The organism is Sphingopyxis sp. (assembly GCF_035250425.1).
Lineage (GTDB): Bacteria > Pseudomonadota > Alphaproteobacteria > Sphingomonadales > Sphingomonadaceae > Sphingopyxis.
In genome coordinates this window covers 1-19,317 of sequence record NZ_DATFFD010000129.1, presented here as the reverse complement: position 1 = coordinate 19,317, position 19,317 = coordinate 1, and the positions used below count along the sequence as shown (strand labels likewise).

The window sequence follows — 19,317 nt, the reverse complement described above, 5'->3', positions numbered from 1 at the left end:
TCGCCGGCGTGCTGAACCGTTCGTAACGCCCTGCATCGGCGTCGACGACCGACTGCGCGCGGTTCGTGCGCTCGGCGCGCAGCTCGACCGAATAAGTAAGCGAAAAGGCGCGCCGCCACCAGTCGAGCAACGCTTCGCCGGCGACCGCACCCGCCGCGGCGAGCAAGGTCGGCGCCGCGCGCGAGACCGCTGCGATCGCCCGGTCGCGCGCGGTATCGTCGACCGCCCAGACGAGGCGCGACGGCTGCGCGAAGCGCGCCCACACCGACACGTTGCGCGTCTCGGCGCCGTTCAGGCGGTCGAAATCACCTTCGCTGAGCACCGCATATTTGGCGATCAGCCCGCCCGACTGGAACGGGAAGACGTTGGGCGGGATCAGGCGGTTGGCGGCCACCATCCAGCGTTTGGGATAGGCGTCGCTATAGTCGGACACGATCAGGTAGAAATCGAGCATCAGCCCATCGAGCTCGCTCTCGCGAAGACAGCTGCCGTAAAACAGCACCGCGCGCGCGCTGCCCGGATATTGGGCGGCGATCGCCGCCGCCATCGCGGCGACGCGCGGGTCGACGGGGATCGCCAGTTCGGCGCGGACCAGATCGATCAGGTCGGACACGGGTGAGCCCTCAGGCGGCGAGGCGCAGGAACGGAACCGGCTGCGTCGAGGTCAGGATGATCGGCATGCCGTGCTTGGCCTGGAAGATTTCGCCGTCGAGGATCACGTTCGACCGTTCGCCCTCGATGCGGATTTCGTCGCCCTGCTGGAAATGCACCCCGTCGAGCTGGTTCTGTCCCAGCGTGCCGCGCCACGTCGCGCCGAGCATGCGGAACACCGCGCCGACATTGCTGTCGGTCGCAAGCAATTTCATATGGCCATTGGTGCCGCCGCCGTCGCTCGTGCGGATGCTGAGCAGCAATTTTTCCAGCGTCGTGACGATCAGCAGCGAGAATTTGCCCTTGAACTCGCCCTGACGGATCAGCGACACCGTCATCGGTTCGGGCTTGGGCGGCAGGCGCCCGCCGCCGATCCCGAAAATGATCGCGAACAGCCCGAGGATCGCCGCGAGGAAATGCGAAATCCCGTTCGGCAGGCCGAGCGGATAGATGCGGTTGCGGCAATAGAGCATCACGTCGGCCAGATAGGCGCCGCCGAGGAACATGCCGAGCACCGGCCGCGCTTCGCCGCCGCTGTCAAGCGAGATCAGCTGGCGTTCGATCACATGATCTTCGAGCCGGCCGCTCGCGACGAGTTCGAGCACGCGCTCCAGCGCCTTGATCGGATCGCCCTCGGCGCCCAGATCGAGCGCGATGAGGTTGGTCTTGCCATTGGGAAGCACCGCGACCGGCGGCGGCGAACCGCCGAAATGGTCGCCCGAATAAATCTCGGTCAGCGCGGCCTGGACCGTGCCGTCGCCGCCGTTGATCACGACGACGCGCGGGCCGACCATCGCCATGGTGCGAATGGCCTTTTCGATCTGGTCGACATCCTCGACCTCATAATGAAAGATATCGGGGTGCGCCGCGCAATATTCGCGAACCCGCGGCAACAGCGAGCGGTTGCCCGTGGAGCGCGGATTCGAAAGGAGCGCGACGCTTGCCATATAATCCCTAAAGTCTCTCTATTCGACGGGGTCGAAGGACAGGCCGTTGACATAGTTCAGCACGACCGGAACGCGCTTGGTGGCGCCGCCGACCGCAAAACTGACCTGCGCCAATTTGGGCTTCCGCTTGAAGATGAAGTCGCTGACCTTCATGTCGGGGTTGCCCGACAGGCCCGCGCCATCGCTACGGTCCGACTTGCCGTTGCCGTTCATGTCGTGCCGCACCGAAATGACATAGCTGCCCTGCTGCTTCACGGGCACGCAGACCGACATGGTCCCGGCGCGCGACACGGGGACGTCGACGCGTTCGAGCCATTTGCGCTTTTCCAGATAGCTGCTGTTCGCGCTGTAAATCTGTACGCGCAGCGTCCCCGTGCGCTGTTTGAAACCGCGCACGTCGACCTGGACGGCGGTGGCGTTGCTGTTGCACAGCGCGGCGCTCGGACCCAGCGCGGCACCCTGCGCCGCGACGGGCGCGATCAGCGCTCCGGCAGCGCCGGCGGCCAGCAGTCCGGCGAGAAACATTTTCGACATGACCTCAAAACCTCCAGAGGCTATAGCCATATCAGCAAGCGCAAAAGCGCACGCTGACACGGGTCCCTGTCGCCCTTGAATCGGCATATCGGAAACAACTGCGGCCAAATCATGGTGATGGGGCGACCAAAGATTGAATAAGCTTCCTGCCATCGACCGCTACATCGCGCGGCTCATCTTCTTCCCGATGCTCGGCACGCTCGTCCTGTCGGCGATGCTGCTCGTGCTCGAAAAAATGCTGCGCCTGTTCGATTTCGTCGCCACCGAGGGCGGGCCGGTCAGCGTCGTGTGGCGCATGCTCGCGAACCTCATCCCCGAATATCTCTCGCTCGGCATCCCGATCGGGCTGATGCTCGGAATTCTCCTTGCTTTCCGGCGTCTTGCGACTTCGAGCGAGCTCGACGTGCTGAAGGGCGTGGGCATGAGTTTCGGGCGGCTGATGCGCGTGCCCTTCGCCTATGCGATCGCGCTCGCGGCGCTCAATCTCGCGATCGTCGGCTTCATCCAGCCCGTCGCGCGCTACGCCTATGAAGGATTGCAATTCGAGCTGCGTTCGGGTGCGCTCGGCGCGTCGATCAAGGTCGGCGAATTCACCAAATTGGGCGACCGCATGACGCTCAGGATCGAGGAAAGCTATAACGACGGGCGCAGCTTGCGCGGCATTTTCGTGCGCGGCGACAACAAGGACGGGCAGCGCGTGTCGGCGACCGCGGCGCGCGGGCAGTTCCTCGCGACCGACGATCCGAACACGATCATCCTGCGCCTGTCGCAGGGCGTGCTGATCCATGAATCGCCCAAATTCGCTGTGCCGCGCGTGCTGACCTTCGACAATCACGACCTGCCGATCCCGCTGCCCAAGATCGAGGCGTTCCGCCTGCGCGGCGGCGCCGACCGCGAAATGACGATCCCCGAACTGTTCGTCGCCGGCAAGGACAAGAGCCAGTCGGTGCAGACGCGGCTCGAATCGCGCGCGAATTTCCACTTCCGCATCGTCGAAGTGATGTCGATGTTCCTGATCCCGCTGATCGCGATCGCGCTCGCGATCCCGCCGAAACGATCGACATCGTCGCTCGGCGTCTTCCTGTCGATCGTGCTGCTGGTGACCCAGCACAAGATCAACCAATATGCCGAGGACATGGGCGCGCGCGGCGTGGTCGACCCGCTGATCGCGCTGTGGGTGCCCTATCTGCTGTTCGCGGCGCTCGCGATCTGGATGTATTATGTCGTCGCGCATGTGCCCGGCGGCCAGCCGATCGGTGCGCTCGAGCGCGTCGCGGCGAAGGCGGCGCAGAAGATCCGTAAAATGCTGACGATGTTCCAGCGCAAGCCGGGGCTGGTGGAGAGTGTGAACTAAATGAATCAGCTCCACTTTTTCCCGTCGCGGACGATGGCGCTCTATGTCGGCCGCCTCTTCCTCGTCCGCTCCTTCTCGATCCTCTTCGCGCTCGTGCTGATTCTCCAGACGCTCGACCTCCTGGGCGAGAGCGGCAAGATCCTTGGCGTCGCGGGCAACAGCGACTCCGACGTGTGGCGCTATGTCGGCATGCGGCTGCCGCAGATCGTCGAGACTTTCCTGCCCTTTTCGGTGCTGCTCGGCACGATATTGACGATGGTGACGCTGAACCAGAACAGCGAGGTCATCGCGATGAAGGCATCGGGCATGTCGGCGCATCAGGTGCTCGCGCCGCTGTTCCTCGCGGCCTTGCTCGTTGCGGGGATCAGCTTCGCGTTCAACGAACGCATCGTCACGCGATCGACCGCGGCGCTCAGCGCGTGGCAGAAGGTCGAGTATAAAAAGGTCCCCAAGGACAGCGGCATACGCACGAACATCTGGGTCCGCGACGGCGACGATCTGATCAACGCCGCGACGGTCGATACCAGCGGTCCGGTGATCATCCTCGGCTATGTGACGATTTACGAGCGCACCGGCGGGGTGCTGTCGTCGATGCTGTCGGCCGACAGCGCGCGCGCGCTTGCGACGGGCGGCTGGGAATTGACCAATGCGCGGCGTTTCCTGCGCCGCTCGGGCACGCTCGAGCCGCTCGGCACGATCGTCGCGGCGAAGGATGTCCGCCCCGACCAGTTCACGCTGGCGCAGGTCGACGGCGACGAACTGCCCTTCCTGAAACTCAAATCGGCGATTGCCGATCTCGAGGCGGCGGGGCGCCCGGTCGACGCGCTGAAGGGCGTGCTGTGGCACAAGATTTCGGGGCCGCTGTCGGCGATATTGATGCCGCTGCTCGGCGCGGTCGCGGCGTTCGGGCTCGCGCGCTCGGGCAAGCTCTTTATCCGCGCGATCATCGGCATGGGGCTCGGCTTCGCCTATTTCGTCGCCGACAATTTCGCGCTCGCGATGGGCGACCTCGGCGCCTACTCGCCCTTCCTCGCCGCGTGGGGGCCGTTCATCTTGTTTGCGCTGATCGGCGAGATGATTTTGATCCGGACCGAGGAATAGGGTGGCCGATAGCGGCCGCCGAGGAAATTTACCAATGAGCGATGGACGTTGGTGGGTAGCTCTCATCACATTTGAGCGCGGAGAAAGAGAGCAAGAAATTCTCCCGGATTCTGCCCAAGGCGCTTGCGGCTGGATGATCGCCCTCGCTCCCGACGAGGATTCTGCCCGCGCTCTGCTGGTGAGCGACTTGGAGCATCATGCACTGCGCGTCTTAGAGATCTGCGATGAGCAGGAGGTTTTCGATCTCGGTGAGATTGAAGATATCGACGAGCACCTCGCTGCAAATTTCGCCAGCATCGAGCCGGGCAAGCGCACGGTTTGGGGGACCATCCATTGTTACGGAGGTGAGGGAGAAGCATGATTCTACCTCCCCCGAAGCAGCCATCTGTTAAAGCTAGCCGCTCGCAGACGTCGAAGCTCAGCCCGCAGCGCCCCGCGCCGATCCCGCAACCAGCCGCACAACCAGCCCCGGAAGCCCGTCGTAATTCGCGCCATGATATTGCGAATCCGCGGGCAGCGCGTCCTTCAGGCGGCGATGCGCCTCGGCGAGCGAATGATAGGGAACGCCCGGCAGCAGATGGTGCAGCGCGTGATAGCGCAGCCCCACCGGCGCCCACAGCTCGGGCAGCAGGCCCGGCGGCGGGACGTTGACGCTGTCGAGGAACTGGCCGGTCACGGTCAGTACCGCACCGTCATTTTCCCACAGATGCGCCACCAAAGTGCGGATCTGGTTGAGCACCAGCGTCGCCGCGGCGATCGCGCCGAAGATCAGCAGCGCGCGCAGCGGCACCCAGCCGAAGACGCCCGCGGCGATCAGCAGGCTCGACCACGCCCAGGCGCCGCCTTCCTGCCACGCCCATAAGCGGCGAAACTCGCCCTCGGGCGGCTTGCGGCGGAACATCGGGTTGATGATCATCCCCGAATAGCGTTCGACGACGACCTTGCGCAGCGGCGGGATCAGGAACGACAGCGGGGTCAGCACCGCATAGCGAAAGACGAGCGCGACCGGCGCGAACGCCGCGGCGACCACGAACAGCGGCACCGTCCACGGCTTCATCAGCGCGAGCGGCAGATATTCGGGATCCTCGACCGTGCCATATTTGGTGCGGTTGTGGTGCAGGCTGTGGATACCCTCGTACATGAAGGACGGGATCAGCATCGGCACGCCGACGAGGATGTTCCAGCCAAGGCGAAAGCCCGGCAGCGCGTTTTTGCGGATATGGGTGAGTTCGTGGATGAAGCTACCCGCGCGATACAGCGCGACGACCGAAATCGCCGCGGCGACCAGCATCCACGCCGTCGAGGGCGCCAGGATCGCCGCCGCGATGCCCGCATAGCCGATAAAGGCCGAGGCAAGCATATCGGTCCAGTAAATGCGCGCGCTGGGCGTCACGAGATCGCGCGTCAGCTCCGACGCCGCGCGGATCATCGCCATATCGTCGGCAATCGCCGATTTCGGCATCTTGCCGGCATCCGCCGACGGAGGGACCGGTGCCGCCGGGGGAACCGACAGCCGGTCAACAAGAGTGTTCATCGCTAACATATCCGGCTCTTCACCATATTTTCGTGGCAGCAAAATGGCCGAATGCGGGTCGCCAGCGCCATTTCTATGCCGTAATGCGTCGCCCAAGGGTCAGAACCTGCTTAATGCGCGTTCGAGGTTTGAAGCGATTTTGTTCAGGGCAAGAAGGCAAGGCGCAGGCATATACAATATTCCAAGCTTTGCCGACGCAGCCATGGACAAAATCGATCAAATCCCGAAGGGACGCCGAAATGGCTTCGATCTCGCCTCCACGCGGCCTTGCAGATGGCACCACCATCCGCAGCGGCCTCGCGAAGTCGATATCTTCGCCATTTCGATGCCTCGAACGTGCATTAAGCAGGTTCTGACCCTCGATATAGGTCAGACAATTCAGGAAACCAGTATGAGCGGACATTCGGACGGCCCGATCACCATCCACCCGGTCAAGACCAAGGACGATTTACGCGAATTCGTCGAGCTCGCCTTTCGCCTCAATCGCGGCGATCCGTCGTGGGTGCCGCCGCTGAAGGGCGAGGTGTACGGCCTGCTGACGCCCGGCAAGAATCCCTGGTTCGAACATGGCAAGGCGCAGTTCTTCCTCGCGCGGCGCGATGGCCGTACGATCGGGCGCATTTCGGCGCATATCGACGAACTGGCGCTCGCGCAGCCCGCCGAACAGGGCATGGGACCCGGCACCGGCAACTGGGGCCTGCTCGAAGCCGAAGACGAACAAAGCGCGCGGGCCTTGCTCGCCGCCGCCGAGGACTGGCTGCGCGCGCAGGGGATGCACCGCTCGCTCGGGCCCCTGTCGATTTCGATCTGGGACGAACCCGGGCTGCTGATCGAGGGGTTCGACAACCGGCCGACGGTGATGATGGGGCACAACAGCCCGCTCTATCGCGGCTGGGTCGAGGGCGCGGGCTATCGGCCGGTCAAACAGCTGCTGAATTACGACGTCGCGATCGACGACGGATTTCCGCCGATCGTCAACCGCATCGTCGCGGCGGGCGAGAAAAATGCGCGCATCCGCATCCGCAAGGTCGAAAAGCGCCGTTTCGATGCCGAGGCGAAGCTGATCATGGGGCTGCTCAACGATGCCTGGTCGGACAATTGGGGCTTTGTCCCGCTGACCGACAGCGAGATCGCCTATGTCGGCAAGAAGCTGAAGGACATCGTTTTCGAGGATTTGATCCGCGTCGCCGAAGTCGATGGCGAGCCGGTCGCCTTCATGATCGTGCTGCCGAACATCAACCAGCTGTTGATCGACATGGACGGCTCGCTGCTGCCCTTCAACTGGGCGCGGCTGCTGTGGTGGCTGCGCAAACCCCAGAGCCATATCCTGCGCGTGCCGTTGATGGGTGTCGCGAAAAAGCTGCAGAACAGCCGCATGGCGAGCACCCTCGCCTTCATGATGATCGAATATATCCGCCGCGACGCGGTCGCCGATTATGGCACCAAGCGCGGTGATATCGGCTGGGTGCTCGACGACAATCAGGGGATGAACGCCGTCGCCGAAGCGATCGAGGCCAAGGTCAACCGCGTGTATCAAATCTACGACAAATCGCTCTGACGCCGGGACAGCTTTGCGACAAATGCGGGCCATCGTGCGTTGGACGCACGGAAAGGCTTTGTCATGGCAGCCCAATATCTTGCCGCCAATCGCTTCGGCCTCGGCCGCCGGTTCGACGATCCGGCGATCGATGACCCGAAAGCCTGGCTGACGCGCCAGATCGGCGATTATGACCCCGCCCCCGCCGCGCTGGCGGGGCTGGCCGGGCGCGAGGCGATCGCCGCCGCCTATGTCGAATATCGCGACGAGCGGCAGGCGATGCGCCGCGAAGCCGCCGACATGCCGATGAACGAGGAGGAAAAGGGCATGGGCCCCGAACTCCGCCGCCTGTCGCGCTCGGCTATCCGCCGCCATTATGTCGATGCAAGCGCGGCGCGCCTGTCCGCCGCGGTCGCGACGTCCACCCCCTTCCCCGAGCGGCTCGTTCATTTCTGGGCGAATCATTTCGCGGTGTCGGCGGACAAGCAGACCGTCGTCGGCTTCGCGGGCCATTATGAGAATGCGGCGATCCGCCCGCATATCATGGGCAAATTTTCCGACCTTCTCATCGCCGCGGCCCATCATCCCGCAATGCTGCTCTACCTCGATCAGGCGCAGAGTTTCGGCCCCGACAGCCCGTTCGCGACGCGCGTGCGAAATCGCGGCAATCGACAGGCGCCGGGGCTCAACGAGAATCTCGCGCGCGAGATATTGGAGCTGCACACGCTCGGGGTGCGCACGGGCTATACGCAAACCGACGTGACGGCTTTTGCGAAAGCGCTCACCGGCCTGACCGTCGCGGGCCTCGGACGCGGCGCGGGGCAGCGGCTGATGCCCGCCGATGCGCAGCCCGGCGCAACGCTATTCATCGACCGCCTCCACCAACCCGGCGCGCAGACCATCCTCGGCAAACGCTATGACCAGCCCGGCGGACGTCAGGCCGAAGCCGTGCTGCGCGATCTGGCCGTCCATCCCGCGACCGCGAAACATATCGCCGCCAAGCTGGCGCGCCATTTCACCGGGGACGACCCCCCGGCGGCACTCGTCGACCGGCTATCGGCCGACTTCCTCAAGACCGGCGGCGACCTTCCGTCGCTCTACCGCACGCTGATCGCCTCGCCCGAGCCTTGGGCGACCGCGCCCGCGATGTTCAAATCGCCATGGGACTGGACGGTGTCGATGCTGCGCGCGCTGAAGATCCCAGCGTTTGGCGCACGGCAGAATATCGCCGCGCTGTTCACCCAGCTCGGCCAGCCGGTGTGGCGCCCCGGATCGCCCGCGGGCTATGACGACAAGGTCGCGACCTGGGCGGGATCGGCGGCGCTGATGCAGCGCGTCGAACTCGCGAGCCGGATCGCGGGGCGGATCGGCGACCGCGCCGATGCGCGCCAGCTCGCCCCGCTCGTCCTCGCCGACGCGCTCACCCCCGACACCGCGCAAGCGATCGCGCGCGCCGACAGTCCGGGCCAAGGCATCGCGATGCTGTTCGCCAGCCCGGCCTTTTTGCGGAGATAAATGATGATTCTCTCACGCCGCTCGATTATATTGTCGGGGATTACCGTCGCCGCCGTGGGCGCGCTCCCCGGCTTTGCCTATGCCGCCGCGGGCACGCCGAAACGGCTGGTTTTCATCATCCAGCGCGGCGCCGCCGATGGCCTGGGGATCGTCGCGCCGACCGGCGACCCCGCCTTCGCCGCCGCGCGGCGCGCGATGGCCGACGAGACTGCGGGCGGTGCGAAACTCGACGGCATGTTCACGCTGCATCCGGCGCTCGCGGCAACCGCGGGCCTCTATACGGGCAAGCAGGCGCATTTCGCCCACGCGGTCGCCACCGGCTATCGCGACCGCTCGCATTTCGACGGGCAGAATATGCTCGAGGGCGGCGGGTCGCGGCCCTATGGGCGCGATGACGGCTGGGTCGGGCGGCTGCTCACTCTGCTTCCCGCCGCCGAGCGCGATGCGATCGCGATCGCCCCCGCGGTGCCGCTCGCCTTGCGCGGGACGGTGCAGGTCGGAACCTATGCGCCGAGCCGCCTGCCGCAGGCCGACGCCGACCTGATCGCGCGGCTGACCGCGCTCTATCAAGACGATCCGTTGCTCCACCCGCTGTGGGACAGCGCGGTGAAGACGCAGGAGCTGGCGAGCGACATCGGCGGCAACAACGGCCGCAACGGCGCCGACCTTGGCAAGCTCGCCGCGTCGCTGATGCTGCCCGCCGATGGCGCGCGCGTGATGATGGTCGAAACCGGCGGCTGGGACACGCACAGCGGTCAGCGCGGCCGGCTCGCGGCGCAATTGCGCGGGCTCGACCAGCTTGTCGGTGCGTTGCAAACCGGGCTCGGCCCGGCATGGACGGACACGCTGGTGATCGTCGCGACCGAATTCGGCCGCACGGTCGAGGTCAACGGCACCGGCGGCACCGACCATGGCACCGCGTCGACCGCAATGCTGCTTGGCGGCGGATTGAACGAAGGCGGCAAGGTGTCGGCCGACTGGCCGGGGCTCGACGCCGCCGCCCGCTACGAAGGCCGCGACCTCAAACCGACGCGCAGCCTCGAAAGCGTGATCGCGGGCGCGGTCGCGCATCATTATGCGCTCGACCCGAAGCGGGTGATGACGACGCTCTATCCCGACGCCTGAGGCGTCAAATTTGACAACTCCCGTGTCCCCGCGAAGGTGGGGATCCATCTCCTACCCGTTCAAAATAGCGCCGGCCGGAGATGGGCTCCCGCCTTCGCGGGAGCACACAGCCCTGTTCAAATGTAACTCAGGCGAGAACCGCCCACGTCGGCGCATGGTCGCTCGCCTTTTCGCGACCGCGATGGTCCTTGTCGACGCCCGCGTCGACCAGCCGGTCGGCCAGCACGGGGCTGAGCAGCAGATGGTCGATGCGGAACCCATGGTCGCGCTGCCAGCCGCCGGCCTGATAGTCCCAGAAGGTCCACACGCCGCCCGCCGGATGCCGGCTGCGGATCGCGTCGGTCCAGCCGTCTCCAAGCATCCGGAACCAGGCGTCGCGCGATTCGGGCTGCATCAGCGCGTCGGTCGCCATCGCGCGCGGGTCCCACACATCGTCGTCGTGCGGGATGACGTTGTAATCGCCGGTCAGGATCGTCGGGATTTCGGACGCCAGCAGCACCTTGGCCCGCTCGCGCAGCCGCGCCATCCAGCGTAGCTTGTAATCGAACTTGGGTCCGGGCTGCGGATTGCCGTTGGGCAGATAGATCGACGCAACGCGCACGCCATGGACGTCGGCTTCCAGATAGCGCGACTGCTCATCCTCGGCCTCGCCCGCCAGCCCGCGCTGCACCTCGACCGGCTGCGTCCCCTTCGCGAGGATCGCGACGCCGTTAAAGCCCTTTTGCCCATGATAAAGAAAGCCGTACCCCGCCGCCTCGATCTCCTTGGTCGGCATCGTCTCGTCGCTCGATTTCAGTTCCTGCAGGCAGGCGATATCGGGCTGCGTTTCCTCAAGCCATTCGACGAGGCGCGGCAAACGGGCCTTGATCCCGTTGATATTGAAGGTCGCGATTTTCATGGCCGCTTCTATGGCAGCAAGCCGGGGCCGATCCCAGCCCCTTCGTCACCCTGAACTTGTTTCAGCATGACGACATGAAGCGCGATTAGATCGAGAAGCTCGACCCGCAACCGCAGCCCGAAGCCGCGTTGGGATTTTCGACCTTGAACGACGATCCGCCGAGCGAATCGACGAAATCGACGATGCAGCCGCGCACGAGGTCGATGCTGACCGGATCGACGACCAGCTTCACCCCGTCGGTTTCGGTGACGATGTCATCGGCGTCGATGCTGTCGGCGAGGCCGAAGCGATAGGTGAAGCCCGAACAACCGCCGCCATCGACCGCGAGGCGCAATGCGGCCTCGGTCCCGCCCTTGCGGTCGGCGATCCAGCGGACGCGCGCCGCGGCGGCGGGCGACAGGGTGATTTCGGAAAGCTGCGTGGCCATGACCGCTAGATAGGGACCTTATGCACAAATAAAAAGGGCGCCTCGACGGTGACCCGCCTGGCGCCCCTCCTCTCCGACCCAGTTAAGCTCTTTATTCGGGACCGCCCATCGCGACATTCTTGCCGGTGATCGCGGCGATCGCCATCTGGTCCGAGCGGACGAACGGCATCGGATTGACCGGCGCGCCTTCGATGCGGACTTCATAATGGAGGTGGTTGCCGGTCGAACGGCCGGTCGAGCCGACGTAACCGAGAACGTCGCCCTTTTTGACCGACTGGCCGGGGGTGACGACAAAGGAAGACATGTGGCCATAGCGCGTCTGGATCGCGTTGCCATGTTCGACTTCGACATAATTGCCATAGCCGCCGAGGCGCTGGGCGCGGCCGACGATGCCGTCGGCGGTCGCGTAAATCGGGGTGCCGCGCGGTGCCGGGATGTCGATGCCGTTGTGGCGCGCGACCTTGCCGGTGACCGGGTGGACGCGCATGCCGTATGACGACGACAGCGACATCTGGTCGATCGGGCGGCGCGAAGGCACCGCCACGCCGATCGAGGCGGTCAGGCCGGTGTCGAGGCGCTTCCACGCCTGAAAAATCGCGCGGGCTTCGCTGTCCTCGCCGGTCGACGGAACGCCAGCGGTAAAGCTGTCGTCATCGGGTTCGTCGGGAGCGACAACACCAGCGTCGGCGCTGGTTTCGGCAGCGTGGGCGGCCGGTGTGGCCAGTCCAAAACATGCTGCCGCGCAGAGGATTGCGACTTGGTGCAACTTCTGCGCCACAAGAGTGTTGATCAAAACTACGACCCCGCATCTGCCATGTCGCCAAAGTCCGTAAAATGGGCCTTGGCGCCGGTGTTTCTTGGTTTGGATGATTGCTCATCCCCCGCGGAAGCCTGTTTGCTGCCCCAATCCTTACGAAGCAATAACGGCGTAGAATTCTTGCGTCAGACCGGCGTCGTGGCGCGCCGAGTCGTTGAATGGAGGCTTTAGAGAGCCCCGAAATCGCAATTTTACGAGGCTTTGCCACGTTTCGACGGCGTTGAATCCCCGTTCGTCGCACAACCAGCCGAACCAGACTGTGCCCGCGCTCACATGCCGGATTTCATCGTTGTAAATACGCGATAAAATCTTCGCCGATGTGTCGTCGCCGACGCTTTGGAAGCGGGTGATGGTCGCCGGGGTGACATCGAGCCCGCGCGCTTCGAGCACCATCGGCACGATCGCCAGCCGCGCCAGCGCGTCGTCGGCGGTGACCTGCGCGGCTTCCCACAGCCCCGCATGCGCCGGTAATGCGCCATAATGACTGCCAAGCTGGCGCAAGCGCCGGTCGAGCAACGCGAAATGCATCGCCTCGTCGGCAGCGACGCCGATCCAGTCATCGACGAATTCGCGCGGAAATTCGCCTCCGAAACGGCCAATCAGGTCGACCGCGAGGTCGATCGCGACGAATTCGATATGTGCGAGCGCGTGGAGCAGCGCGACACGCCCCCGCTCCGATCCGCCCTTGCCGCGTCTCGGCATCCGGTTCGGCGCGAGCAGCTCGGGCGCGGCGGGCCACGCGGGCTCGTCGGGCATCGCGGTATCGCAGCGATGCGCAAGCCTTCCCTGCCGCCATGCGCGCGCCATGCTGCGCGCCGCGCGGCGCTTGTCGTGCGGGTCCGGCGTCAGCAGGACCGCTCGCGCGGCTTCGCCCAGGCTCGGCATTTTACAGCGCCTTTGCCGCCTCCAGCACCGCTTCGGCATGGCCCTTCACGCGCACCTTCCGCCACTCCTTCGCAAGCTTGCCATCGGCGCCGAACAGGAAGGTCGAGCGTTCGATCCCCATATAGGTGCGGCCGTAATTCTGCTTTTCGACCCAGGTGCCAAACGCTTCGCACGCCGCGCCGTCCTCGTCGGAGGCGAGGCGGACGGTCAGGCCATATTTGTCGCGGAACTTGCAGAGTTTCGCCGGCGTATCGCGCGATACCGCGAGGATTTGCGCGTCCAGCTTCGCGAATTCGGGCGCGAGCCGCGTGAAATCCTGCGCCTCGGTCGTGCAGCCGGGTGTGTCGGCCTTGGGGTAGAAATAGACCACCAAAGGCGCGCCCTTCATCGCGGCAAGGTCGATCGCCGCGCCGTCGGCGTCCCGAAGTTTGACCGCGGGAACCGAATCTCCGATTTGCGGGCCGCTCATCTGCTCAATCTCCTCAATAAATAGGGACAGTCCCTATTTTACCCCATCGATTAAATAGGGACTGTCCCTATTTATTGGCGAATCGACGCCCACCAGTTGGCGATCTCCTGCCGCGCCGCGTCGTGCGCGGCAAGCAGTTGCGGCCAGCCGGGCTCGCCGCACTGGCTCGCCACCAGTTGTCGCGCCGCGACGGTCGGCGGCTCGCCCTCGGGCGCGGTGAGGCGCAGCATCACGAGCATCCGCGCGAGCAGGCCGTGCGCTTCGATCACCTCAGGCGGCACCAGCCCCGCCGCCTTCATGCAGCCAAGCGCCGCCGCGATATTCGGATCGTGACACTGGCCGCTGACAAGCTGCGTCACCTGCATCGCGAATTCGAGATCGACGAGCCCGCCCGGCCCGCCCTTGATGTCGAGCGCGCCGTTGGCGGGCTTGTGCGCCGCGATCTTGCTCCGCATCTCCGCCGCGTCGGCCGCGAGTTTCGCCGGATCGCGCGGGATCGCGAGCAGGTCGGTAATGATCCGCTCGACCTCGGCGCGCGCTTCGACCGAACCATAGACCGGCCGCGCGCGGAGCAGCGCCATATGCTCCCACGTCCACGCCTCCTCGCGCTGATAGCGTTCGAAGCTGTCGACGGTGACGACAAGCGGCCCCTGCGCGCCCTGCGGGCGCAGCCTTGTGTCGACATCGTAGAGCTTGCCCGCCGCGGTCGGCACCGACATCGCGCCGGTCACGCGCTGTGCGAGGCGGTTGTAATAGGTCGTCGCGCCAAGCGGCCGCGGGCCGTCGGATTCGGCAAGATGGTCGCCCGTGAAGAGATAGATGAGGTCGAGATCCGACGCATGCGTCAGCGCCCGCCCGCCGAGCCGGCCGAGCGCGAGCACGACCAGTTCGCTGTCGGGGACGCGGCCGTGCGCCGCGACGAATTCGGCGACCGTCGCATCGGCGAGCACCTGCAACGCCGCCTCGGCCAGCTCCGAATAGCCGCATGCGATGACGAGCGGGTCGGTCGCCCCGGCGACGAGCTGCACGCCATAGGCAAAGCGCCGCTCGCCGACATGGTCGCGCACGCGGTCGAGCAGCCGCTCATAATCGAGCGCCGCGAGCCCCGGCCCCCATTCGGCCGCCAGCTGCTCCTTGTTCGCGGGCGCATCGAACGCGCGTTGGTCGATCAGCCCCTCGATCAGTTCGACGCGGGCGCCGAGCGCATCGGCGAGCGTTGGCGCGAGCGACAATATCCGCGTCGCGATCCGCGCCAATGCCGGTTGCGCGGCAAGCAAGTGAAAGAAATTGATCGCGCTCGGCAATCCCGCAACGAGCTTGTCGAACCGCATCAGCGTGCCGTCGGGGTCGGGCGCTGCACCGAGCGCCTTGACCAGTTCGGGCAGCATCGTTTCGAGCGCATCGAGCGCGGCGGGGCTGCGTAGCGCGCGCAACTTGCCGCCGCGCCATTCGGCGATCGTCTTGAGCGCCGCGTCGGGCGGATCGAACCCCGCCGCGACCAGCATCGCCGCGAGCCCCTCCTCGTCGCGCGGCAGGCCCGTCGTCACCGCACGCTCGGCGACGAGGCGGTCGTAACAGCCGCCGACGTCGGTCACCACCGGCTCGAGCATCGCGAGCAGCGCCGCGCCATCGACCGCGCCATCGAGCCGCGCGACGCAGTCGAGCGCCGCTTCCTGGGTGGGCAGGCAATGCGTCTGCTGATCCTCGATCATCTGGAGCCGATGCTCGATGCGGCGCAGCGTCGCATAATGGCCCGACAGCCGCGCCGCGACCTCGAGTTCGATCCGTCCCGCCGCAGCAAGCGCCGCGAGCGCATCGACCGTCGCGGGAACGCGCAGCGATGGGTCGCGCCCGCCGTAGATGAGTTGGTGGACCTGCGCGAAAAACTCGATCTCGCGGATGCCGCCACGCCCGCGCTTGAGGTCGAAACCCGGCCCGAACGCCTGCCCCTGCGCGAAATGGTCGCGGATCCGGTCGCTCATCGCGCCGATTTCCTTGAGCTGCCGGAAATCGAGGCTGCGGCGCCAGATGAAGGGCTGGATCGCCGACAGGAACTGCTCGCCCAGCATCCGGTCGCCCGCCGACGCGCGGCTGCGGATGAACGCCGCCTGCTCCCACGCCAGCGCTTCGGATTCATAATAGGAGATGGCGGCGTTCACCGGCAGCACGATCGGCGTCACCTCGGGATGCGGACGGAGGCGAAGGTCGACGCGCAGCACATGGCCGTCGCCGGTGCGCGCCGACAATATTTCGGTCATCCGCCGTGCGATCCGCACCGCCGCCTCGCCCGGATCGTCGCGCGACCGGCGCGGGAGGGTGTCGGGATCGAAGATCAGGATCGGGTCGATATCCGACGAATAATTGAGCTCGTAACTGCCGAGCTTGCCGAGTGCGATCACCGCCAACCCGCGCGGCTCCTCGCCGGGCACGCGCTCGGCGAAGGCGGCGGCGAGCGCCGCATCGCACGCCTGGTCGGCAAAGCCCGAGAGCAGCCGCGTCGTCGTCGCCACATCATGCTCGCCCGACAGGTCGCCGAGCGCGAGCAGCAGTGCCATCCGCCCGCGCCACTGGCGGAGCGTCCGCATGATGTCGTCGCCGGCCGGCGGCGCGGCGACCTCCGCCAGCGCGGCATCGGTGCCCTCGGCGAGGAAACGCGCGACATCGTCGGGGTTCAATTCCGCGAGCCGCGCGAGGAACGGCGCGTAAGCGGCAAGCCGGTCGAGCGCCGACTGGCGGCGGGAGGCGTCGGGGCGTGTCATTACCCTGCCCTATCGCGCGAGCCAGTGCGTGTGGCAAGAACGGCACATGAGCCAATAAATAGGGACAGTCCCTGCCAATAAATAGGGACAGTCCCTATTTATTTATCCGTCGCCTTCGCGGGGACGACGGTTCTCTGACAAACCGGTGCAACCAGCTTCAGGCCGGGATCGTGCTTTCGTCGAAGAACAGCACCTGCGAGATCGCCGCACGCAATGTCGCGGGCTGGTATGGCTTGGTGAGCAGGAAGGCGGGCTCGGGCCGGTCGCCGGTGAGCAGCCGTTCGGGGAAGGCGGTGATGAAGATGACCGGCACCTTGAGGTCGGCGAGGATTTCCTGCACCGCCTCGATCCCCGAGCTGTTGTCGGCGAGCTGGATGTCGGCGAGCACGAGGCCCGGCTGGTGCTTCTGCGCCTCGTCGACCGCCTCGCGGTGCGTGGTCGCGACGCCGACGACGTCATGGCCGAGTTCGCGGACGATCATTTCGATGTCCATCGCGATAATCGGCTCATCCTCGATGATCAGGATGCGCGCGCGCGTCTGACGGTCGATTTCGTCGGTCGCGTCGGAAATCAGCGCGCGCACCGCCTCGGCATCGCGGCCGATGATGCGGCCCGTGTCCTCGAAGCTGAAACCCTCGACCGCGGTGAGCAGCAGCGCCTGCCGCGCGAGCGACGGGATGCGGCGCAGACGGGCATCGGCAATCGCGATATCGGATAGCGCGCCGCCGTCGCTCGTCGCCGCTCTTTCGGCCATCAGCCCGAAATTGTCGTGCACCATCCGGTAAAGCTGGATGCGCAGGTCGCTGCCGACATCGACCGCGCCGGGGTTTGCCACCAGCGTTTCGAGCAGCCGCGCGACCAGCGCATCGCCGCTTTGCTGGCTCCCGGAAATGGACCGGCCATAACGCCGCAGATAGGGAAGATGCGGCGCAACCGACTGACCCAATGACATATTTCACCTCCTGATAGCCGCACATATTTTGGCGGACGCGTCCGGAAAAGAGACAAACGCCCGTGCCTCCCCCTCACCATCCGATATATTTCGACCTTTGGGAACGATTTAGCCGCAAAATAGTTTCATCGCGAAGGAACAAACGCGCCATTGCTCTTTGGTGTACGCGCGGTTAGCAAAAGGTCCATGTCCAGCGGATGCTTCGATAATGTCGTCTAAAACCGGTTCGCCACGCGGTGTGACCTCCGGAAAGGACGCGGATAAAAAACCTTCCGCCAAGGGGCAGGACGTCAACGGCGCCTTGCGCCGTGCCTATGAGTCCACCGTCGACGAAGATATTCCCCAATCGCTGCTGGATTTGCTGAGCAAACTCGACTGAGTCAGCGCTTGTAGCGCGTGTCGAAATCGCTTTGGAACGCCGCGAACGTCCCGGCGGCGATCGCATCGCGCATCCCCGCCATCAAATCCTGATAATAATGCAGATTATGCTGCGTCATCAGCATCGCGCCGAGCATCTCGCCCGAGCGCACGAGATGATGCAGATAGGCGCGCGACCAGGTCGTGCATACCGGGCAGCGACAATCGCTATCGAGCGGCGCCGGATCCTCGGCGAATTTCGCGTTGCGGATGTTGACCGGGCCGTCGCGGGTGAACGCCTGCCCGTTACGCCCCGACCGCGTCGGCAGCACGCAATCGAACATATCGACCCCACGCGCGACCGCACCGACCAGGTCGTCGGGCTTGCCCACCCCCATCAGATAACGCGGCTTGTCGACGGGGAGCTGCCCTGGCGCATAATCGAGCACCCCGAACATCGCCTCCTGCCCCTCGCCCACCGCCAGCCCGCCGATCGCATAGCCGTCGAAGCCGATGTCGGCGAGCGCCGCGGCCGAGCGCGCGCGCAGCTTTTCGTCGAGCGAGCCCTGCTGGATCCCGAACAGCGCCGACCGCTCGGCATGCTCGCCGCCCGCGTCGAAGCCCGCACGGCTGCGCACGGCCCAGCGCATCGATCGCTCCATGCTCGCCTCGGCGCGCTTCATATCGACGCCATTCGGCGGGCACTCGTCGAACGCCATCACGATGTCGCTGCCGAGCAGGCGCTGGATTTCCATCGAGCGTTCGGGGGTCAGCATGTGGCGCGAGCCGTCGAGATGGCTCTTGAACGCGACGCCCTCCTCGCTCTGCTTGGTCAGCGCGGACAGGCTCATCACCTGATAACCGCCGCTGTCGGTCAGGATCGGCCGATCCCAGCCCATGAACGCGTGCAGTCCGCCGAGGCGGGCCATGCGTTCGGCGGTCGGGCGCAGCATCAGATGATAGGTGTTGCCGAGGATGATGTCGGCGCCGGTGGCGCGCACTTCGGCGGGGCGCATCGCCTTGACCGTCGCCGCCGTGCCGACGGGCATGAAAGCCGGCGTGCGGATCTCGCCGCGCTGCATCCGGATCGTGCCCGTGCGCGCGGCGCCGTCGGTCGCGGCGACCTGAAAGGCGAATCTGTCGGTCATGGCGCGCGCCTATGGCGGGACATGCACCGAAAGTCGAGGGCGGGCGTTCAGGCCTTCGCGTGCTCGCTCGACGGTTCCTCTTCGGCCGCCTTGGCCTTTTCCTTCGGCTTTTCCTTCTCGAATATCTTGATCAGTTCGCGCTTCTTCGCTTCCGACAGACCCTTTTCGGCCTCGGGGAACATCTCTTCCTCCTCCTCGTCGATATGGTGGAGGTAACGCTCCTTCATCGTGCGAAAACGCGTGAGCCAGCCGGTCGAGGAAAAATCCATTTCGTAAAGTTCGGTCAGGAAATCCTCGATCTCCTTAT

General features: G+C 65.5%; 19 protein-coding genes and 1 pseudogene. 7 read left to right on the top strand and 13 right to left on the bottom strand.

Annotated features, from left to right (window positions below; genetic code table 11):
• The 3 genes from VJ811_RS07585 to VJ811_RS07575 form a co-directional block, all read right to left on the bottom strand.
• A partial coding sequence (locus VJ811_RS07585) for a hypothetical protein (protein ID WP_324071648.1) occupies nt 1-613 on the bottom strand: 613 nt, incomplete at its 3' end.
• Between the two features lie 10 nt (nt 614-623).
• Nucleotides 624-1,598, bottom strand: coding sequence for an acylglycerol kinase family protein (locus VJ811_RS07580; RefSeq protein WP_324071647.1), 975 nt, complete (start codon nt 1,596-1,598; stop codon nt 624-626).
• Between the two features lie 18 nt (nt 1,599-1,616).
• On the bottom strand, nt 1,617-2,132 hold the full coding sequence (locus VJ811_RS07575; RefSeq protein WP_324071646.1) for a DUF2141 domain-containing protein: 516 nt from the start codon (nt 2,130-2,132) through the stop codon (nt 1,617-1,619).
• A 133-nt stretch (nt 2,133-2,265) separates the two neighbouring features.
• On the opposite strand from VJ811_RS07575, the gene lptF reads away from it, so the two are divergent.
• From lptF to VJ811_RS07560, 3 genes are read left to right on the top strand one after another with little or no spacing between them, the layout of a single operon-like run.
• Nucleotides 2,266-3,486, top strand: a complete 1,221-nt coding sequence (gene lptF / locus VJ811_RS07570; protein WP_324071645.1) for an LPS export ABC transporter permease LptF — start codon at nt 2,266-2,268, stop codon at nt 3,484-3,486.
• Nucleotides 3,487-4,587, top strand: coding sequence for an LPS export ABC transporter permease LptG (gene lptG / locus VJ811_RS07565; protein WP_324071644.1), 1,101 nt, complete (start codon nt 3,487-3,489; stop codon nt 4,585-4,587).
• Nucleotides 4,588-4,621: 34 nt separating this feature from the next.
• Nucleotides 4,622-4,948 (top strand): hypothetical protein, encoded by a 327-nt coding sequence (locus tag VJ811_RS07560; RefSeq protein ID WP_324071643.1) that lies wholly within the window; start codon nt 4,622-4,624, stop codon nt 4,946-4,948.
• A 57-nt stretch (nt 4,949-5,005) separates the two neighbouring features.
• On the opposite strand, the gene VJ811_RS07555 is transcribed toward VJ811_RS07560, so the two are convergent.
• A complete protein-coding gene (locus VJ811_RS07555; protein ID WP_414711920.1) occupies nt 5,006-6,130 on the bottom strand; it encodes a fatty acid desaturase family protein in 1,125 nt (374 codons plus the stop codon).
• A gap of 382 nt (nt 6,131-6,512) precedes the next feature.
• Here VJ811_RS07555 and VJ811_RS07550 point away from each other — a divergent pair, with 382 nt between their 5' ends.
• The 3 genes from VJ811_RS07550 (at nt 6,513) to VJ811_RS07540 (ending at nt 10,298) form a co-directional block, all read left to right on the top strand.
• The gene (locus VJ811_RS07550; RefSeq protein ID WP_324071641.1) at nt 6,513-7,679 is read left to right on the top strand and encodes an N-acetyltransferase; all 1,167 of its coding nucleotides are present in this window, start codon (nt 6,513-6,515) and stop codon (nt 7,677-7,679) included.
• 63 nt (nt 7,680-7,742) lie between these two features.
• Entirely contained in the window at nt 7,743-9,173 is a 1,431-nt protein-coding gene (locus tag VJ811_RS07545) for a DUF1800 domain-containing protein (RefSeq protein ID WP_324071640.1), read from the top strand.
• 3 nt (nt 9,174-9,176) lie between these two features.
• Nucleotides 9,177-10,298: a DUF1501 domain-containing protein gene (locus VJ811_RS07540; RefSeq protein ID WP_324071649.1), complete on the top strand. Its 1,122-nt coding sequence runs from the start codon at nt 9,177-9,179 to the stop codon at nt 10,296-10,298.
• A 127-nt stretch (nt 10,299-10,425) separates the two neighbouring features.
• Here VJ811_RS07540 and xth read toward each other — a convergent pair whose 3' ends face one another.
• From xth to VJ811_RS07505, 7 genes are all read right to left on the bottom strand, one after another.
• Entirely contained in the window at nt 10,426-11,196 is a 771-nt protein-coding gene (xth, locus tag VJ811_RS07535) for an exodeoxyribonuclease III (protein WP_324071639.1), read from the bottom strand.
• Between the two features lie 85 nt (nt 11,197-11,281).
• Complete coding sequence (gene erpA, locus VJ811_RS07530; protein WP_324071638.1) at nt 11,282-11,623, bottom strand: iron-sulfur cluster insertion protein ErpA; 342 nt, start codon at nt 11,621-11,623, stop codon at nt 11,282-11,284.
• A gap of 91 nt (nt 11,624-11,714) precedes the next feature.
• Entirely contained in the window at nt 11,715-12,401 is a 687-nt protein-coding gene (locus VJ811_RS07525) for a M23 family metallopeptidase (protein ID WP_324071637.1), read from the bottom strand.
• 132 nt (nt 12,402-12,533) lie between these two features.
• Nucleotides 12,534-13,325, bottom strand: a complete 792-nt coding sequence (locus tag VJ811_RS07520) for a ferritin-like domain-containing protein (protein ID WP_324071636.1) — start codon at nt 13,323-13,325, stop codon at nt 12,534-12,536.
• Between the two features lies 1 nt (nt 13,326).
• Entirely contained in the window at nt 13,327-13,794 is a 468-nt protein-coding gene (locus tag VJ811_RS07515; RefSeq protein WP_324071635.1) for a peroxiredoxin, read from the bottom strand.
• A gap of 71 nt (nt 13,795-13,865) precedes the next feature.
• Entirely contained in the window at nt 13,866-16,553 is a 2,688-nt protein-coding gene (locus tag VJ811_RS07510; RefSeq protein WP_324071634.1) for a bifunctional [glutamine synthetase] adenylyltransferase/[glutamine synthetase]-adenylyl-L-tyrosine phosphorylase, read from the bottom strand.
• 157 nt (nt 16,554-16,710) lie between these two features.
• Nucleotides 16,711-17,505 carry a response regulator gene (locus tag VJ811_RS07505; protein ID WP_324071633.1) on the bottom strand — a complete coding sequence of 265 codons (795 nt, stop codon included), beginning with the start codon at nt 17,503-17,505 and terminating at the stop codon, nt 16,711-16,713.
• Between the two features lie 208 nt (nt 17,506-17,713).
• Here VJ811_RS07505 and VJ811_RS07500 point away from each other — a divergent pair, with 208 nt between their 5' ends.
• The gene (locus VJ811_RS07500; RefSeq protein ID WP_324071632.1) at nt 17,714-17,884 is read left to right on the top strand and encodes a NepR family anti-sigma factor; all 171 of its coding nucleotides are present in this window, start codon (nt 17,714-17,716) and stop codon (nt 17,882-17,884) included.
• 1 nt (nt 17,885) lies between these two features.
• Here the strand turns inward: VJ811_RS07500 and tgt are convergent, their stop codons facing one another.
• Together tgt and VJ811_RS07490 are read right to left on the bottom strand one after the other, a co-directional pair.
• A complete protein-coding gene (tgt, locus tag VJ811_RS07495; protein WP_324071631.1) occupies nt 17,886-19,010 on the bottom strand; it encodes a tRNA guanosine(34) transglycosylase Tgt in 1,125 nt (374 codons plus the stop codon).
• A gap of 47 nt (nt 19,011-19,057) precedes the next feature.
• Nucleotides 19,058-19,317 (bottom strand): annotated as a pseudogene (locus VJ811_RS07490) (hemerythrin domain-containing protein); the annotation flags it as partial.

Coding starts and splice junctions, on each gene's coding strand:
- lptG (WP_324071644.1), top strand. CDS start 3,487: ATGAATCAGCTCCACTTTTTCCCGTCGCGGACGATGGCGCTCTATGTC.
- VJ811_RS07545 (WP_324071640.1), top strand. CDS start 7,743: ATGGCAGCCCAATATCTTGCCGCCAATCGCTTCGGCCTCGGCCGCCGG.
- VJ811_RS07580 (WP_324071647.1), bottom strand. CDS start 1,598: ATGGCAAGCGTCGCGCTCCTTTCGAATCCGCGCTCCACGGGCAACCGC.
- VJ811_RS07550 (WP_324071641.1), top strand. CDS start 6,513: ATGAGCGGACATTCGGACGGCCCGATCACCATCCACCCGGTCAAGACC.
- VJ811_RS07515 (WP_324071635.1), bottom strand. CDS start 13,794: ATGAGCGGCCCGCAAATCGGAGATTCGGTTCCCGCGGTCAAACTTCGG.
- VJ811_RS07510 (WP_324071634.1), bottom strand. CDS start 16,553: ATGACACGCCCCGACGCCTCCCGCCGCCAGTCGGCGCTCGACCGGCTT.
- VJ811_RS07520 (WP_324071636.1), bottom strand. CDS start 13,325: ATGCCGAGCCTGGGCGAAGCCGCGCGAGCGGTCCTGCTGACGCCGGAC.
- VJ811_RS07555 (WP_414711920.1), bottom strand. CDS start 6,130: ATGTTAGCGATGAACACTCTTGTTGACCGGCTGTCGGTTCCCCCGGCG.
- VJ811_RS07560 (WP_324071643.1), top strand. CDS start 4,622: ATGAGCGATGGACGTTGGTGGGTAGCTCTCATCACATTTGAGCGCGGA.
- VJ811_RS07540 (WP_324071649.1), top strand. CDS start 9,177: ATGATTCTCTCACGCCGCTCGATTATATTGTCGGGGATTACCGTCGCC.
- xth (WP_324071639.1), bottom strand. CDS start 11,196: ATGAAAATCGCGACCTTCAATATCAACGGGATCAAGGCCCGTTTGCCG.
- VJ811_RS07500 (WP_324071632.1), top strand. CDS start 17,714: ATGTCGTCTAAAACCGGTTCGCCACGCGGTGTGACCTCCGGAAAGGAC.
- VJ811_RS07505 (WP_324071633.1), bottom strand. CDS start 17,505: ATGTCATTGGGTCAGTCGGTTGCGCCGCATCTTCCCTATCTGCGGCGT.
- tgt (WP_324071631.1), bottom strand. CDS start 19,010: ATGACCGACAGATTCGCCTTTCAGGTCGCCGCGACCGACGGCGCCGCG.
- erpA (WP_324071638.1), bottom strand. CDS start 11,623: ATGGCCACGCAGCTTTCCGAAATCACCCTGTCGCCCGCCGCCGCGGCG.
- VJ811_RS07575 (WP_324071646.1), bottom strand. CDS start 2,132: ATGTCGAAAATGTTTCTCGCCGGACTGCTGGCCGCCGGCGCTGCCGGA.